Here is a 14,833-nt window from a genome sequence, read left to right as displayed (position 1 = left end):
GGGCCTGCTCGGCCGCGCTGCCGCCTGGAACGCCAGGAACGCCCGCGCCCGGAACGATCACTGACTTGTACGGCCTGCTGCGCCCCGCCCCCTGAGCCGGCATCACCGTATCGACAGCTAAGGAAGACCATGACTCTGGACGGACTCCGCCCCGACGAGCGGATCGCGCCCGCACGAGACCTGCGCGCGCACCTCGAGCACTGGTCCGGCGCGACCGGGATCGCGGTGGAGGTGTGGGCACTTCCCCGCGAGCCCCTGGCCCTCCCGCTCGCGGAGCTCGTCCAGGCCACGGTCCTCGACATCCTGGCCGGCTTCGAGGCCGACGGCACGGTGCGGCACGTGGGCTTCGCGCTGACCGCGGGTGCCCGCGGCCTGCGCCTGACTGTCAGCGGCGACGGCATCGGGCTGCCGCCGGGCCGGCTCGCCGAACGCCTCCAGGTGGCCCAGGCGCGGTTCGCGGCATGGGACGGCCGGTTGTCGGTGAACGCCGTCCTCGGCGGCGGGATCACCGTCAGCGCCACGCTGAAGCCCGGCGGCACCGAGAGACGGCCAAGGCGTCACAGATGATGCCGTCGTGGAAGGGCGTCGCGCCGGCCGCATCGCGCATCTCGCGGAGCTCACCGGCCGCCTGACCCCCGCCGAGTGGGCGCCCATCGTGGCCGCGCTACCCGCACTCAGGCGGCTGGTGGACCTCGGTCAGCAACGCGAACAGGAGGAACAATCGTGACGTAGTCGCTCCAGCCGACCCGCATCCACGTTCTCGACGAAGTGCTGGACGACCTGCGGCGGCGTCTGGAGCTGTCGTGCCGGCCGGACGACGCGGGCAAGGAAGGACGGTTACTCCTGCGTCCGCCGCGCCCATCTCGAAGAGCTCGTCGGCTACTGGAGCGACAACGGCGGCGACATCGAGACCGTCTTCAGCAAGGCCGACCTGCTCACCAGGCCATGATCTTCTGGGTCACCCACTCGATCGGCACCTCGATCCGCACCTACGCCAGCAACAACCGCTACTCCTGGACCCGGCCCCGACCGGGATCACCTTCGTCGCCCGCATGAGTGGGGCGACGATCTGCGGCGAACCTTCCGGGGACGCCGATGAGACCCACTTGCGACGACCAGCTCAAGGACGGCGGAGGTCGTCGATGAGCGCGGTGTCGCTGACGGGCGGCCCGGCGGCCGCCGCCGCGTCGTCGGTTCCGGGGGCGACAGGCGTCCCGGCGGCAGGCGGCAGGCGGTAGGTCCGGAGGGGGGCGTTGGCCGCGGACACGACGACGATCGCCAGGACGGCAGACAGCCCGCCGAAGACCAGGGAGAAGGAGGCGGAGGTGGCCGACGCCAGCAGGCCGCCGCGGAAGTTGCCGAGCTCGGGGCCGGCGACGCCGATAACGTGTTCCACCGAGGAGACCCGGCCCCGGTAGGCGTCCGGAGTCTCCCGTTGGACCAGGGCGCTGCGGGTGACGACGGAAACGGTGTCGGCGGCGCCCGCCACGGCCAGGCAGCCGAGCGCCATCCACAACGGCCCGGCCAGGCCGAAACAGGCCAGCGCCAGGCCCCAGACACCCGCTGCGGACAGCTGCAGCAGGCCGGCGCGGCGCCGGCTCGTCACCGTGCCGGAGAGCAGACCGGCCGTGATCCCTCCGACCGCGACAGCCGACAGGAACAGGCCCAGAGTCTGCGGGTCTCCCCCGAAGCGGAGGTCGTTGACCAGCGGGAAGAGGGCAACGGGCATGGCGAGCAGCGTCGCGGACAGGTCGGTGGCCATCGAGCCCCACAGCGTGGGACGGCGCAGAACGATCTGCCAGCCCCCACGCTTCGGCCGGGGCCTGCCGCCCGCCGCGCCGGTGCCTTCTGGCCGCATGACGGGTAGACGGATCGTCGCGAGCATCGACACCACCAGGGCCACGGTCTGGGCCCCGTAGGCGGCAGGGAGATCCCAGCAGGCGATGATCAGCCCAGCCAGTGCGGGACCTGCCAGCATCGCCACCTGGAACGACATATTGGTCAGCGCAAGACCGGCCGCGACCTCGTCACCTGGCAACAGCCGCACCGGGAAGGCGCGCCGGGCAGGAACTCCGAGAGCGCTGCAACTGCTTGCCAAGGCGACCAGGGCGAGCAGTGACAACACGTTCCGGTTGCCCGCCAGAGCTTGGGCACACAGCCCCGCGGCAGCCAGCAAGTGGCCCGCGGTAGTGGCCCGCATCACCACACGGCGATCGACGGTATCGGCCAGCGTGCCGCCGAGCAGCCCGAACAGCACCGCCGGCAGGCCGGTGGCGAGCCCGATGGCGCCGGTGGCCACGGGACTGCCGGTCAGGTCCCAGACCTGCGCCAGCACCGCCACGTTGGCGACTTGTCCGCCGAGTTGAGAGACCGAGGTGCCGATCCACAGGTGGCGAAACGGCCGGCTGCAACGCAGCGGGCGGGTGTCGATGAACCGGACCCGAACCCGCCTCATCGTGGTGGCTCGGCAAGGTGGTGCAGGATCCGCTGCCGCATCGACCGGCGTTCCAGCGCCCGCCGCACGTCCTCGACCACGGCGGTCATCGCATACGGCAGCTCGCTGTCCAGCTCGGCGACCGTGTCGTGGGTGGCGCGCCACTCCGCCTCCAGGAACGGCACCAGCGACCGGCCGCGCTCGGTCAGGCTGATCCGCCGGGTGCGGGCATCAGGTCCCGGCTCCGAGGTGACCAGATCCTCCTTGCGCATCGCGGCGATGGTCTGGCTGATCGCAGAGTGCGAGCGGTTCAAGGACTCGGCGAGCTCGCGGATGGTGAGCGGTCCGGTGTGGGCGAGCCGGATCAGCGGATAGGCGAACCGGGGCCGCACTCCCTTGAGGCCACGCTCGAGGTAGACCTGCTCGATCTCGGCGTCCATGGCCGCCAGGAGCTCGTGCAGGGCGTGCCAGGGATCGGGTACGAGGGTGGGGTCCAGAGATGTCACAGCGCTAATATAACAGTGCTACGATATTTGGAGATCAGCATCCGGAGGGCTCGCCCTCCACCAAGGGAACGCGGTCACCGCAAGCGGGAAGACGGCGCCATGGAGGAGGGCCGCGCCTTGAAGCCGCTAACCTCCTGAGAGGAGCCCCCGTTGTATCCCCCGATCGAACCGTACGAGAGCGACCTGAGTCGCAACACCACCCACGGCCCAGCACCTCATCGCCGACATGGAGCGGCTGCGCGAGCATCTCGGCATCGACCGGTGGCTGATGTACGGCGGCTCGTGGGGCTCGGCGCTGATCCTGGCCTACGCCGAGACCCACCCCGAGCGGGTCTCGGAGATCGTCATCCCCGCCGTCACCATGACCCGCCGCAGCGAGATCGTCTGGCTCTACCGGGGTGTCGGCAGGTTCTTCCCCGAGGCGCAGGAGCGGTTCGTGCGCGGGGTACCCGAGGCCGACCGTGACAGGGACGTGTTCCAGGTGCTGGCCGCCCACGCGCGGCTGCTGTCCCACTCCGCGCCGCCGGACGACCCCGCCGGACGACCCCGCACCGGTCAGCCGCCCGTTCACAGGACGGCGGGCGACGCGAAGGCCTGCTGTCAGATGGCGGCCGGCTCGGTGTCGACGAGGGTCCGAGTCGAGGCGTCAAGGATGTCGCCGAGCGCCGTGCGGGCCTGGGTGAGGTCGGCTATGCGAGAGTCCAGCTCGGCGTACTGGGTTCTGAGGTGGTCGAGAACGCAGGCCTGCAGCCGGGTGCCGTCGCCGGCGAAGCAGGGCATGAGCTCCCGGATGATCCTGGTGGGGAGCCCGGCGGCGAGCAGGGTGCGGATGCGGTCGACGGTGGCGGGCGCCTCGGGTCCGTAGTGGCGGTGGCCGCCTTCGCTGCGATGGGAGGTGAGCAGCCCCTGGGCCTCGTAGTAGCGGAGAAGGCGCACGGCCACGCCGGTCTTGCGCGACAGCTCTCCGATCTTCATGTGACCCACCTCATAGCACGCCAGCTTGAATCTCACATCCGTGTCACATTCTAACGTTGAGCCCATGACCACGACACCTACCGCGCCAGCGCCCGTTTCGCTCTATGGATTTCTGACCCCCAAGCCTGGACACGCCGATGAGCTCCGCAAGCTCCTGACGGACCTCGTCGAGCCGTCCCGAGGACATGAGGGCAGCCTCCAGTACCACCTTCACGAGCAGGAGGACGGCCGATTCTTCCTCTACGAGGTGTGGCGTTCCCAGGAGGACCTCGACCGGCATAACGCCACCCCCTTGCTGCGCACCTTCATGAGCGCACTGCCCGAACACCTCGAAGGCGCGCCCGAGGCCTACTTCGGCATCATGAGGAGCCCCTACCCGGGCCTGACCTGACGTCCACATGCTCGCCAGCCGGCGGGCCCCTTCTGCAAGAACCGTGAGTACATCGAGCGGCAAAGCTGGTGTTTCGGGCGTCCCTGGGAGTGATCGCCCGAAACCTCAGAAATGATCTCAAATCCGGCAATATGCCATACCCTCCTGTTGATCAGTCGAAGGGAGCGCGCGGGTGGAGCTTCGCGACATCGAAATCTTCCTGACTCTGGCAGAGGAACTGCACTTCGGCCGCACAGCCCAGCGCCTGCACGTGACCCAGGCCCGTGTCAGCCAGGCGATCAAGAAGCAGGAACGCCGTATCGGCGCCGCCTTGTTCGACCGTGACAACCGCAACGTGGCCCTGACCCCGATCGGCCGGCAGCTGTTCGAAGATCTCCAACCCATGTACCGGGGGCTGCGCGAGGGCATCGAGCGAGCCGTCCGGGCCGCCCAGGGCACGACCGGCGTCCTGCGGCTGGGCATGGTCGGGCACAACCCGCAGGACCTGCGCCCCCTCTTCGACGCCTTCAAGGCCCGCCATCCCGGATGCGACCTGCAGATCCGCAGCGTCGACTTCGGCGACCCTTTCGGGACACTGCGCAGCGGGGACATCGACGTCGCGCTCATCTGGCTCCCCGTCGACGAACCCGACCTCACCGTCGGCCCGATCGTCTACACCGAACCCGTCGTGCTCGCGCTCTCACCCACCCATCCCCTGGCCGGCAGGGACACGGTGTCGTACGAGGACCTCGCCGACCTCACCGTGCTGGGCGGCGCCCGCCCCGATTACTGGCGCCAGGCGCTCGTTCCCACGCACACCCCCAGCGGACGGCCGATCCCGGTAGGCCCGCATGTCTCCCACTTCATGGGGATGATCCCGGTCATCGCCGGCGGCGAAGCCGTCTCCCCTGTGCACATGCACGCCGCCCGCTACATGACGCGGTCCGACATCGCCTACGTTCCCATCCGCGACGCCCCGCTCGCCCGCTGGGCCCTGATCTGGCGTACCGCCGCCGAGACCGACCTCATCCGCGCGCTCGCACAGACCGCCAAGGAGACGACCTGCAGCATTCGATGCTAAACGGCCTCCTTCCCGACGGCGACCGGAGTGGGCGCGGGCTGCGAGGGCCGCCGCCAGGGCCCATTGAACAGCAGGATGGCGGGGATGAACAGGACGAGGCAACCGAGCGCCACGAACAGCCACGTCTGCCAGTTGGTGGCCTCGACGACGTGCGGGATGACGAGCAGGCCGATCACCGCGATGCCCTTGCTGAGGAAGCCGAACAGCCCCCACGCGGTGCCCTGCAGGCGCGGGTCGGCGTCCTCGGCGTCCTCGGAGTAGTTGGCCATCCAGGGGGCGTAGGCGACGCCGAGCGAGCCGCCGAGCAGCGCGCCGACCACCATCAGCAGGCCGGTGGAGACGCCTTCCTGGCCGAGCGAGACGGCGAGGTAGGCGGTGACGAGGACGGCGGCGATGGTGCCGCCGAGCGAGAACGGCTTGCGCAGCTGCGTACGGTCGGACAGGCGGCCGGTGACGATGAGCGTGATGAGGTTGAGGCTCCAGAAGGCGGCCATGATCGTGGACGCCTCCGCGCTGCTGATGCCGAGCGCGCCGACCAGCATGGTCTGCCCGAACAGCGAGAGCGTGATGTAGAGGACGAGCCACAGGGAGATGCCGACGACGTGGGCCCAGATGTTGCGCCGCCTGAACAGCGAGCGCAGGGTCGGCGGCTTGGAGAGGTCCACGACCTGGCTGGCGGCGCGTTCCGTGTGCTGGATCCTGGCCCGCAGTTCGGGGGAGAGGTCGGCGATGTTCAGCGCGATGACGATCGAGATGACCAGCGAGAAGCAGCCCATGATGACGAACTGGGAGCGCCAGGAGTCGTTGAAGATGGGCAGCGTCCATCCGGCGACTGCGGCGGCGAGGAAGTTGGCGCCGACCGGGCCCCACGTCCAGAAGCCGAACGCCTGGGCGCGTCCGAGGCGCGGTGAGAAGTCGCGGATCAGCGGCGCGGTGCTGGCCATGGCGACGCCGTCCACGAACGCCAGCACGATCCGGGCGATCAGCAGGTCGCGCGGGGTGTGGACGAGGGTCATGGTGAAGCAGAGGACGGCCGTCAGCGCCATGAGGGGGACGAGCAGCCTGACCCGGCCCAGGCGGTCGGTGAGCCGGCCGCCGATGATGGAGGCGATGGCCCCGGTCACGGCGGCGCCGCCGGACACCGCGCCGTACGTGGCCAGCGACATGTCGAGGTCTTTGAGCAGCAGGGGCACGACGGGGGCGATCTGGCCTTCGTACGAGCCGATGAGGATGGCCAGCACGGCCATCGTGAGGATCTTCATGCGCCGGGCGCCGGTCGGGTACTCGTCGAGCTCACGGACGTAGGACAGCCTCATGGCCAACCTTTCTGGTCGAGCTTTACCCCCCGTGTAGTTCTAGAAGACAGCTCTAGAATCTATTTCTGCGATGCTGCCTCTCACATCTGGTTCCGTCAAGGGTGTGAGGCCGGGTCCGTGGCTAGAATGAAATTCTAGGATTGCCGAGAGCGAGGAGCCCCCCGCGTGGACCTGGAACTGGACGGCCTCGACGTACACTTCGACCACACCGCCGTGGCGGCGCCCCGGATCAGGGACCTGCTGCCGATCTATCGCGACCTGCTGGGCGGCCGGCATCTCGGCGGCGGCGGTGACAACCTGCGGGCCGGCTACCGCACGCTGCAGCTCACGTACGGCAACGGCGGCAAGGTCGAGCTGATGGAGCCGCTGGCCGGTTCGACGTTCTTCGACAGCTTCTTCGAGCTCACCAGGGGCAGGGGCGGCGTCCACCACCTCAACTTCCACGTCAGCGACCTCGGCGCGGCGGTGGCCAGGCTGACCGGGCGCGGCTACCGGCTGCACGGGCTCAACCGGTCGGATCCGCGCTGGCAGGAGGTGTTCCTGCACCCCAAGGAGGCGCACGGGGTGCTCATCCAGCTCGCCCAGCCGGGGCCGCGCGAGCCCGCCGAGGAGCGTCCGACCTTGGGGGACGTGCTGGCCGGCCGCGGCAGGAACGGCAACGGCATCCCCAGCCCCTGAGCGTCCGGGCTCTTGAGGTGCCGCAGAACTTAGATCTAGAGTGGAATTCTAGAACTAGGATTGGGGAGGCTGATGAAGCCGGCACCTAAGCCCACACCGGAGACCCAGCCCTTCTGGGACGGGACCGCCGCGGGCGAGCTGCGGATCCAGCGCTGCACCACCTGCGAGCGCCACTACTTCTACCCTCGCCCCACCTGCCCCCGGTGCGGCGGCGACCAGGTCGAATGGGTCCGCGCCAGCGGGCGGGCGACCCTCTACTCGTACGTCATCAACCACCGTCCCGCGCCGGGCTTCGAGGAGGAGGCCCCGTACGCGATCGCGGTCGTGGAGCTGGAGGAGGGCGTGCGGATGATGACCAACATCGTGGGCGTGCCGAACGTCCCCGAGAACCTGCCCCTGGACATGGAGCTGCAGGTGGTGTTCGAGCGGCGGGGCGAGGTCACCGTGCCGCTGTTCGAGCCGGCCGGAGGTGCCCGATGACCGTGGTGATCGCCGGCGCCGCCGAGACCGACGAGGTGGGCCGCCTGCCCGGCCACTCCACGTTGCAGCTCCACCTGGAGGCCGCCAGGAACGCCCTCGCCGACGCGGGCATGACCATCCACGACATCGACGGCATCGCCACCGTCGGCACGCCGGGCCCGATCCAGATCGCCCACGCCCTCGGCGTCACGCCCGCCTGGCTGGACGGCACGGGCGTGGGCGGCTCGTCGTTCCTCTTCCACGTGCGGCACGCGGCCGCCGCGATCAGGGCGGGGATGTGCCACACCGTGCTCATCACGCACGGCGAGTCGGGGCGCTCGCGGGTCGGGGCCGGTCGCTACGGCATGGGGCCCGACTCGCTGCTCGGGCAGTTCGAGCTGCCGTACGGGGTGGTCGGCCCGCCCACGTCGTTCACGATCACCGCGCTGCGCTACATGAAGGAGACCGGCCTCACCCACGAGCAGCTCGCCGAGGTCGCGGTGGCGCAGCGGCGCTGGTCGCACCTCAACCCCAGGGCCATGTGCCGCGACCTCATCACGGTCGAGGACGTGCTCGCCTCGCGCCTGGTCGCCTACCCCTTCCACCTGCTGGAGTGCTGCCTGGTCACCGACGGCGGCGGCGCGCTGATCGTCACCACGCCCGAGCGGGCCCGGCGCTCCCCGGTCTACCTGCTGGGCTCGGGGGAGGCGGCCGAGTCGCCGATCATCTCCCAGATGGAGGACTTCACCACCTCCAAGGGCTTCCGCCTCTCGGGCGAGGCGGCCTTCGCCGAGGCGAAGATCACGCACGCGGACGTCGACCATCTCATGGTGTACGACGCCTTCGCCCACGTGCCCATCTACGGCCTGGAGGACCTGGGCTTCGTCGGGCGCGGCGAGGCGGGGGCGTTCATCGCCGAGGGCCACACCTCGCCGGGCGGCCGGCTGCCGCTCAACACCAACGGCGGCGGCCTGTCCTACACGCACACCGGCATGTACGGCATGTTCGCCATCCAGGAGTCGGTACGCCAGCTACGCGGCGAGGCGGCGGCGCAGGTGCCCGGCGTGGAGGTGAGCGTGGTCCTGGGCAACGGCGGCATGTTCGCCTCGGCCGCCACCCTCGTTCTGTCCAACCGCCTGCCGTGAGCAGGGGAGGGGCGCCTGAGGGGGCGCCCCTCCCCAAAACTCCGGGACCCACGAACCCAGGGACCCCACAAACCCGGGGAGTCACGGGCCGAGGGCCCCACGGATCGAGGGGCCCACGGGCCTGGCGGCCCACGGAGCCCACGAACCACGGGCGGGGTCAGCGCCAGGTGATCAGTGCGTCGAGGGCTTCGACGCGGGAGCCGGTGACCAGCAGCGGGTTGATCTCCAGGGACTCCAGCCCGTCGCCCAGCGACTCGGCGAACGAAGCGACGCGGGCCACGACGTCCGCCACCGCGTCCAGATCCGCGGCGGGGCCGCCGCGCACGCCGTCCAGCAGGGCCGCGCCGCGCAGCTCCGCCAGCGCCGTACGCACCTCGCCCGCGTCCACCGGCAGCACCCGCAGCGCGGTGTCGCGCAGCACCTCCACCCAGACCCCGCCGAGCCCCACGGCCAGCGTGAGCCCCCAGGCCGGATCGCGGACGACGCCGACCAGCAGCTCGATCCCGCCGCCGCGCTGCGGCTGGACGAGCACGCCGTCGAGCGACGGCACCGCGGCCACCACCTCCCGGTAGGCCCGCCGCACGTCCTCCTCGGCGGAGAGCCCGAGCCTGACCCCGCCGACGTCGCTCTTGTGCCCGAGCCCCTCGGCGGCGGCCTTGAGCACCACGGGATAGCCGAATCTCCTGGCGGCGGCGACGGCCTCGGCTTCCGAGCGGGCCAGATCGGACGGCACGACCGGCAGCCCGGAGGAGGCCAGCAGCGCGGCGGCGCGGTGCTCGGCCCACACCCCGTGCGCGCCGGGCGGGCGCAGCGTCCCCTCGGCGCAGGGGATGGGCTCGGGCCGGGACAGCACCCTGGCCCGTGTCCGCGACCACCGTACGGCGGCCCCGATGGCGTGCATGCCGTGCTCGATCCCGCCCGCCACGTACGGGAACCCGGTCTCCTGCTGCACCTGCCGCCCGAACGCGGTCACGTCGGTCAGCACGTTGCTCACCACCACGACCGGCACCCGCGAGGCCGCGATGCGCTCGGCGCTGGCCGTGTACTGGGCGAGGACGGGCGCCGGGTCGGGCGGCGCGAGCTTGGGCGGCTCGGACAGCAGCATGACGAGGTCGATGTTCGGGTCGGCGGTGACCACGTCGAGCGCGCGGCCGAGCAGGGTGCGGTCGATGAGCACGTACCCGGTGACGTCGAGCGGGTTCTGCACGGTGCCGAAGGCCGGCACGATCTCCCTGAGCCGTTCGACCGTCTCCGGCGCGAACGCCGGCAGCTCCAGCCCTTCGTCCTCGGCCCGGTCGGCGATGATCTCCGACGCGCCGCCCGACGGCGTCACGACGCCCACGCGCGGCCCCGGCAGCGGCCCGCTGGAGGCCAGCAGCCCCGCGGTGATGATGAGATCCTCCAGCGAGCGCACCCGGATCACGCCGAGCTGGCGCAGCGCCGCGTCGATCACGTCGTCGTCGCCCACCAGCGCGCCGGTGTGGGCCTGGGCGGTGTGCGAGGCGAGCGTGCTGCGGCCGATCTTGAGCGCCACGATCGGCTTGCCCGCCTCCAGCGCCCGCCGCGCCACGCGGGAGAACTCGGCCGGGTTCCTGATCGTCTCCAGGAACAGCGCGATGACCCGGGTGGCCGGGTCGTCCACGAGGTAGTCGATGACGTCGGTGACGCTCACGACGGCCTCGTTGCCCATGGAGGTGAGCAGGCTGATGCCGACGTTGCGGGCCTGCGCGAAGGAGAGGACCGAGCTGGCCAGCGCGCCGCTCTGCAGCACCACGCCGACCTCGCCGCGCAGCAGCGGCGGCGGGATCGGCAGCCCGTACGGGGTCACGCCCGCGGCGGCGTTGATGTAGCCGTTGCCGTTGGGCCCGAGGATGGTCAGCCCGTGCTCCACGGCGAACCCGGCGATCTCGGCCTCCAGCCGCGCCCCCTCCTCGCCCGACTCGCCGAACCCGGCCGTGAGGATCACGTAGCAGCCGATGCCCAGCTTGGCGCCCTCGCGCAGCACGCCCAGCACGGCGGTGGTGGGCACCATCACGTACGCGAGATCCACGGGTTCGGCGATGTCGGTGAGGCTCTTGTGCGCCGGCATGCCGTGCACGACGCCACCCCGGGGGTTGACCAGGTGCACGGGCCCGGGAAACCCGTGCGCGCGCAGGTTGCCGAGCGTGCTGATGGACCAGCCGGACTTGTCCGTCGCGCCGACCAGGGCGATCGAGCGCGGGTTGAACAGTTCGCGGACGGACATGCCCCTCACTCTCCGATGAGGCCGAGCCGAGCGTGCCCCTTGATCAGGTTGCGGGCGATCGTGCGCCGCTGGATCTCGTCGGTGCCCTCGAAGATGCGCAGCAGGCGCAGCTCGCGATACCACCGCTCGATCGGCAGCTCCTTGGTGTACCCCATGCCCCCGTGGATCTGCAGCACCCGGTCCACGACCTGGTTCGCCATGACGGCGCCGTTGAGCTTGGCGATGGAGGAGGCGTGCCGGGCGTCCATGCCCTGGCTCACCTGCCAGGCGGCGTACAGCGTGAGCCACTTGGCGGCCTCGATCTCCACCTGGGAGTCGGCGATCATCCACTGGATGGCCTGGTAGTTCGAGATGGTCTGGCCCATCGACTTGCGGATCTTGGCGTAGTCGATGGCCATCTGCAGCATGCGCTCGGACGAGCCGATGGCGCGGGCGGGGATCATGTAGCGGCCCTGGCCGATCCACTGCATGGCCAGCTCGAAGCCCTTGCCCAGCTCGCCCAGGATGTTCTCCTCCGGCACCCGGACGTCCTGGAACACCAGCGAGGCGGGGCCCCACTGGCCCATGGTCGGGATCGGCTCCGAGGTCCAGCCCATGTCCCTGTCCACCAGGAAGCAGGTGACGCCGTGCTCCTCGGCCAGGGCGAAGACCATGACGAAGTCGGCCTCGTTGCCGCCGGTGATGAACGTCTTCTCGCCGTTGATCACCCACTCGGCGCCGTCGCGGGTGGCGCGGGTGCGGATGTTGCGGGCGTCGGAGCCGGCGCCCGGCTCGGTGATGGCGAAGCAGGAGCGGCGCTCGCCCTCGATGGTGGGGATGAGGTAGCGCTGCTTCTGCTCGTCGGTGCCGGCGTACAGGATGTTGTCGGCGCTGCCGCCGAACGAGAACGGCACGAACGTCCTGCCGATCTCCATGGCGATGATCGCGGACATGATGGGGCCGAGGGCGGCGCCGCCGTACTCCTCGGGGGTGTTGATGCCCCAGAAGCCGGACTTCCTGGCCTTGGCGCGCAGGTCGCGCAGCACGTCGGCGTCCAGGCCGGGGCGGCCCTCGCGCTCGTTGCGCAGGACCTCCGGCTCCAGCGGCATGACCTCCTTCTCGATGAAGGACCGGACGGTGTCACGGATCTGCCGTTCCTCGGGGGTGAGCGAGAAGTCCACAGCCGCCTCCCAGGGCATTTCTAGAATCGTTCTCTAGGAATAGGTTCTAGCCTATGTCGTCCAGTGTCAAGAATCGGATTCTAGAATTCGCCGCGCTACGATAGGCGCATGGCACGCAAGTCCTCGTGGGAGTGGAGCCGTACGGCCCAGACTCGCAAGAGCATGCTGCAGGCCGCCCGTGAGGTCTTCAGCGAGCACGGCTTCGCCGACTCCAACGTCTCCGACGTCGTCGCCCGTGCCGGGTCGAGCGTGGGCAGCCTCTACCACCACTTCGGTGGCAAGACGGAGCTCTTCCTCGCCCTCTACGAGGACCACCAGGCCGCCCACGAGCAGGCGTCGGCCGCCAGCGTGGCCAAGGCCAAGAAAGAGGGGGTCACCGACCCGGTCGAGCTGCTGATCGCGGGCGCGCGGGCCTATCTCGCGGGCGCGTGGGAGCGCCGCGACCTGGTCAGGCTCTTCATCGACGGCGACGGCCCTCCTGGTTTCGAGCTGATCCGCCGCACCCGCGGGCGCGAGTGGGTACGCCAGAACGCGGTGCTGCTCGGCGCCGGCGGCGACCCGCTCGACCGGTTCACGGTGGCCGTGCTGACCAGCATCATCGGCGAGGCCGCCCGCGAGGTCGCCACCTCCGACAACGAGGAGGAGGCGCAGGAGGTGATCGAGGCGGCGGTGACGCTCATCCACCGCCTCGACCCCCTCAGGGAGCTGCGCGAGGGCTAGCCGATCGTCGCGCGGCCCCGGTCGATCACCACGGTCCCGTCGTCCTTGGCGGTCCTGAACAGCACGTCCGTGCCGTCCGTCCAGATCGAGACGGTCAGCGACTCACCGGGGAAGACCGGGCTGGAGAAGCGCCCCGACATCGCCTTGAAGCGCGCCGGGTCGGAGCCCGCCACCGCGTGCAGCAGGGCCCTGCCGGTCACCCCGTACGTGCACAGCCCGTGCAGGATCGGCCGGTCGAACCCGGCCCTGGCGGCGAACTCCGGGTCGCTGTGCAGCGGGTTGTAGTCCCCCGACAGCCGGTAGATGAGCGCCTGCTCCGGATATGTCGAGTACGTCACCTTGTGGTCGGGCGCCCGGTCCGGCGCCGCCCAGGAGTCGCGCGGCCCCCGGTCACCCCCGAACCCGCCCTCGCCCCGGATGAACACCGAGCTGTAGGAGGAGATGACCAGCTCGCCGGTGTCGAGATCGACGGCCCTGGCCTCGGAGGTGACCAGCGCGCCCGAGCCCTTGTCGTAGATGCCGGTCACCTTCGAGGTGGTCCGCACTCCGCCCGCCGCGGGCAGCTCCCGGTGCAGCTCGAAGCCCTGCTCGGCGTGGACCAGCATGGCCGGGTCGAAGCCGCCGAGCCGCCGCCCCGGCGCCTGCGCGGCCAGCACCGCGAACGTCGGCAGCACCCGCTGCCCCTTCTCCGTGGTGAACTCCAGCTCGGCGGTGCCGGCTCCGACGCCGAGCGCGTACAGCATGGTGTCCTTGGCCGTCCACGTGCGCTCGTGGGGCGGGCTCTCGACGCCGATCACGGTGTGGTCGAGTGGCATGTCAGTCCTCCCGCCCGGGGATGCGGCCGTTGGTGAGCGCGTTGGGCGCGGCCTTCTCGACCAGCGCGGGGATGACCGAGCCCAGCTCGGCCGGGTCCCAGCGCCCGCCCTTGTCCACGCCGGGCCCCGCGTGCCAGCCCTCGGCCACGCTGATGACGCCGCCGCGCACGTTGAACACCCGCCCGGTGATGCTCCTGGCCTCCGCGCCGGCCAGCCACACGACCAGCGGCGCGATGTCGTCGGGGTCGGCGCCGGTGGCCCCCTTGGGCAGCAGGTTCTCGGTCATGCGGGTGAGCGCGGCGGGCGCGATCGCGTTGACCGTCACGCCGTAGCGCTCCAGCTCCCTGGCGGCGATGACGGTCAGACCCGCTATGCCGGCCTTCGCGGCGCCGTAGTTACCCTGTCCGGGGTTGCCGTAGATGCCGGAGGACGAGGTCGTGTTGATGATGCGGGCGTCCACCTGCTCGCCCGCCTTGGCCTTCGAGCGCCAGTAGGCGGCGGCGTGGCGCAGGGGTGCGAACGTGCCGCGCAGGTGCACCCTGATGACCGCGTCCCACTCCTCTGCGGTCATGTTGACCAGCATCCGGTCGCGCAGGATGCCCGCGTTGTTGACCAGCACGTCGAGCGTGCCGAAGTGGTCGATGGCGGCGCGGACCAGCCGCTCGGCGCCGTCGAAGTCGGAGACGTCCTCGCCGTTGACGATCGCCTGGCCGCCCATGGCCTCGATCTCCGCCACCACCTCGGCCGCCGCTCCCGACGAGCCGGTGCCGTCCACCTCCGCTCCGAGGTCGTTGACCACCACCTTCGCGCCCTGCCTGGCGAACTCCAGGGCGTGTCCCCGTCCGATGCCCCTGGCCGCGCCCGTGACGATCACCACGCGGCCCTCGACTATCCCGCTCATCCGACACCTCGAATCCTTGACCGGCGAA

At 70.6% G+C, this 14,833-nt stretch carries 16 protein-coding genes and 1 pseudogene; 9 read left to right on the top strand and 8 right to left on the bottom strand.

The window, feature by feature from the left end; genetic code table 11:
* Nucleotides 1-129 precede the first annotated feature (129 nt).
* On the top strand, nucleotides 130-567 hold the full coding sequence (locus AB0K12_RS34890; RefSeq protein WP_364571011.1) for a hypothetical protein: 438 nt from the start codon (nucleotides 130-132) through the stop codon (nucleotides 565-567).
* Between the two features lie 7 nt (nucleotides 568-574).
* Complete coding sequence (locus AB0K12_RS34885) at nucleotides 575-727, top strand: hypothetical protein (protein ID WP_364571008.1); 153 nt, start codon at nucleotides 575-577, stop codon at nucleotides 725-727.
* Between the two features lie 393 nt (nucleotides 728-1,120).
* Here AB0K12_RS34885 and AB0K12_RS34880 read toward each other — a convergent pair whose 3' ends face one another.
* The gene (locus AB0K12_RS34880) at nucleotides 1,121-2,455 is read right to left on the bottom strand and encodes an MFS transporter (protein WP_364571006.1); all 1,335 of its coding nucleotides are present in this window, start codon (nucleotides 2,453-2,455) and stop codon (nucleotides 1,121-1,123) included.
* Nucleotides 2,452-2,940: a MarR family transcriptional regulator gene (locus AB0K12_RS34875; protein ID WP_364571004.1), complete on the bottom strand. Its 489-nt coding sequence runs from the start codon at nucleotides 2,938-2,940 to the stop codon at nucleotides 2,452-2,454. The genes AB0K12_RS34880 and AB0K12_RS34875 overlap by 4 nt, the downstream gene beginning before the upstream one ends.
* Nucleotides 2,941-3,157: 217 nt before the next feature.
* Here AB0K12_RS34875 and AB0K12_RS34870 point away from each other — a divergent pair.
* A pseudogene (locus AB0K12_RS34870) lies at nucleotides 3,158-3,484 on the top strand (alpha/beta fold hydrolase); the annotation flags it as partial.
* Between the two features lie 56 nt (nucleotides 3,485-3,540).
* Here AB0K12_RS34870 and AB0K12_RS34865 read toward each other — a convergent pair.
* Nucleotides 3,541-3,915 (bottom strand): MerR family transcriptional regulator, encoded by a 375-nt coding sequence (locus tag AB0K12_RS34865; RefSeq protein WP_364571002.1) that lies wholly within the window; start codon nucleotides 3,913-3,915, stop codon nucleotides 3,541-3,543.
* Between the two features lie 64 nt (nucleotides 3,916-3,979).
* Between AB0K12_RS34865 and AB0K12_RS34860 the strand changes: the two genes are divergently transcribed.
* Both AB0K12_RS34860 and AB0K12_RS34855 read left to right on the top strand, forming a co-directional pair.
* Nucleotides 3,980-4,306 (top strand): putative quinol monooxygenase, encoded by a 327-nt coding sequence (locus tag AB0K12_RS34860; protein WP_364571000.1) that lies wholly within the window; start codon nucleotides 3,980-3,982, stop codon nucleotides 4,304-4,306.
* A 172-nt stretch (nucleotides 4,307-4,478) separates the two neighbouring features.
* The gene (locus AB0K12_RS34855; protein WP_364570998.1) at nucleotides 4,479-5,366 is read left to right on the top strand and encodes a LysR family transcriptional regulator; all 888 of its coding nucleotides are present in this window, start codon (nucleotides 4,479-4,481) and stop codon (nucleotides 5,364-5,366) included.
* Here the strand turns inward: AB0K12_RS34855 and AB0K12_RS34850 are convergent.
* Nucleotides 5,363-6,682 (bottom strand): MFS transporter, encoded by a 1,320-nt coding sequence (locus AB0K12_RS34850; RefSeq protein ID WP_364570996.1) that lies wholly within the window; start codon nucleotides 6,680-6,682, stop codon nucleotides 5,363-5,365. The two genes, AB0K12_RS34855 and AB0K12_RS34850, sit on opposite strands and share 4 nt — an antisense overlap.
* Before the next feature lie 165 nt (nucleotides 6,683-6,847).
* On the opposite strand from AB0K12_RS34850, the gene AB0K12_RS34845 reads away from it, so the two are divergent.
* The 3 genes from AB0K12_RS34845 (at nucleotide 6,848) to AB0K12_RS34835 (ending at nucleotide 8,964) form a co-directional block, all read left to right on the top strand.
* The gene (locus tag AB0K12_RS34845) at nucleotides 6,848-7,360 is read left to right on the top strand and encodes a VOC family protein (RefSeq protein ID WP_364570994.1); all 513 of its coding nucleotides are present in this window, start codon (nucleotides 6,848-6,850) and stop codon (nucleotides 7,358-7,360) included.
* Between the two features lie 72 nt (nucleotides 7,361-7,432).
* Entirely contained in the window at nucleotides 7,433-7,840 is a 408-nt protein-coding gene (locus AB0K12_RS34840) for a Zn-ribbon domain-containing OB-fold protein (protein WP_345388117.1), read from the top strand.
* On the top strand, nucleotides 7,837-8,964 hold the full coding sequence (locus tag AB0K12_RS34835; RefSeq protein WP_364570992.1) for a thiolase: 1,128 nt from the start codon (nucleotides 7,837-7,839) through the stop codon (nucleotides 8,962-8,964). Before AB0K12_RS34840 ends, AB0K12_RS34835 begins: the two co-directional genes overlap by 4 nt.
* Before the next feature lie 157 nt (nucleotides 8,965-9,121).
* Here AB0K12_RS34835 and AB0K12_RS34830 read toward each other — a convergent pair whose 3' ends face one another.
* Nucleotides 9,122-11,209, bottom strand: a complete 2,088-nt coding sequence (locus AB0K12_RS34830; protein ID WP_364570990.1) for an acetate--CoA ligase family protein — start codon at nucleotides 11,207-11,209, stop codon at nucleotides 9,122-9,124.
* 5 nt (nucleotides 11,210-11,214) lie between these two features.
* Nucleotides 11,215-12,387, bottom strand: a complete 1,173-nt coding sequence (locus tag AB0K12_RS34825) for an acyl-CoA dehydrogenase family protein (protein ID WP_364570988.1) — start codon at nucleotides 12,385-12,387, stop codon at nucleotides 11,215-11,217.
* A 90-nt stretch (nucleotides 12,388-12,477) separates the two neighbouring features.
* Between AB0K12_RS34825 and AB0K12_RS34820 the strand changes: the two genes are divergently transcribed.
* Nucleotides 12,478-13,089: a TetR/AcrR family transcriptional regulator gene (locus AB0K12_RS34820; protein WP_345388109.1), complete on the top strand. Its 612-nt coding sequence runs from the start codon at nucleotides 12,478-12,480 to the stop codon at nucleotides 13,087-13,089.
* Here AB0K12_RS34820 and AB0K12_RS34815 read toward each other — a convergent pair.
* Together AB0K12_RS34815 and AB0K12_RS34810 are read right to left on the bottom strand one after the other, a co-directional pair.
* The gene (locus tag AB0K12_RS34815) at nucleotides 13,086-13,904 is read right to left on the bottom strand and encodes a MaoC/PaaZ C-terminal domain-containing protein (protein WP_364570985.1); all 819 of its coding nucleotides are present in this window, start codon (nucleotides 13,902-13,904) and stop codon (nucleotides 13,086-13,088) included. The genes AB0K12_RS34820 and AB0K12_RS34815 overlap by 4 nt on opposite strands.
* A 1-nt stretch (nucleotide 13,905) precedes the next feature.
* Nucleotides 13,906-14,805 carry an SDR family oxidoreductase gene (locus tag AB0K12_RS34810; protein WP_364570983.1) on the bottom strand — a complete coding sequence of 300 codons (900 nt, stop codon included), beginning with the start codon at nucleotides 14,803-14,805 and terminating at the stop codon, nucleotides 13,906-13,908.
* Between the last annotated feature and the right edge of the window lie 28 nt (nucleotides 14,806-14,833).

Source organism: Nonomuraea sp. NPDC049419, assembly GCF_040676995.1.
GTDB lineage: Bacteria > Actinomycetota > Actinomycetes > Streptosporangiales > Streptosporangiaceae > Nonomuraea > Nonomuraea salmonea.
Note: the sequence above shows the minus strand (reverse complement) of the source record. Positions and strands in the feature narration are given on the sequence as shown.

Excerpts from the sequence above, each read along its gene's own strand:
- AB0K12_RS34890 (WP_364571011.1), top strand. The coding sequence starts at position 130 with ATGACTCTGGACGGACTCCGCCCCGACGAGCGGATCGCGCCCGCACGA.
- AB0K12_RS34880 (WP_364571006.1), bottom strand. The coding sequence starts at position 2,455 with ATGAGGCGGGTTCGGGTCCGGTTCATCGACACCCGCCCGCTGCGTTGC.
- AB0K12_RS34865 (WP_364571002.1), bottom strand. The coding sequence starts at position 3,915 with ATGAAGATCGGAGAGCTGTCGCGCAAGACCGGCGTGGCCGTGCGCCTT.
- AB0K12_RS34860 (WP_364571000.1), top strand. The coding sequence starts at position 3,980 with ATGACCACGACACCTACCGCGCCAGCGCCCGTTTCGCTCTATGGATTT.
- AB0K12_RS34850 (WP_364570996.1), bottom strand. The coding sequence starts at position 6,682 with ATGAGGCTGTCCTACGTCCGTGAGCTCGACGAGTACCCGACCGGCGCC.
- AB0K12_RS34840 (WP_345388117.1), top strand. The coding sequence starts at position 7,433 with ATGAAGCCGGCACCTAAGCCCACACCGGAGACCCAGCCCTTCTGGGAC.
- AB0K12_RS34835 (WP_364570992.1), top strand. The coding sequence starts at position 7,837 with ATGACCGTGGTGATCGCCGGCGCCGCCGAGACCGACGAGGTGGGCCGC.
- AB0K12_RS34830 (WP_364570990.1), bottom strand. The coding sequence starts at position 11,209 with ATGTCCGTCCGCGAACTGTTCAACCCGCGCTCGATCGCCCTGGTCGGC.
- AB0K12_RS34825 (WP_364570988.1), bottom strand. The coding sequence starts at position 12,387 with ATGCCCTGGGAGGCGGCTGTGGACTTCTCGCTCACCCCCGAGGAACGG.
- AB0K12_RS34820 (WP_345388109.1), top strand. The coding sequence starts at position 12,478 with ATGGCACGCAAGTCCTCGTGGGAGTGGAGCCGTACGGCCCAGACTCGC.
- AB0K12_RS34815 (WP_364570985.1), bottom strand. The coding sequence starts at position 13,904 with ATGCCACTCGACCACACCGTGATCGGCGTCGAGAGCCCGCCCCACGAG.
- AB0K12_RS34810 (WP_364570983.1), bottom strand. The coding sequence starts at position 14,805 with ATGAGCGGGATAGTCGAGGGCCGCGTGGTGATCGTCACGGGCGCGGCC.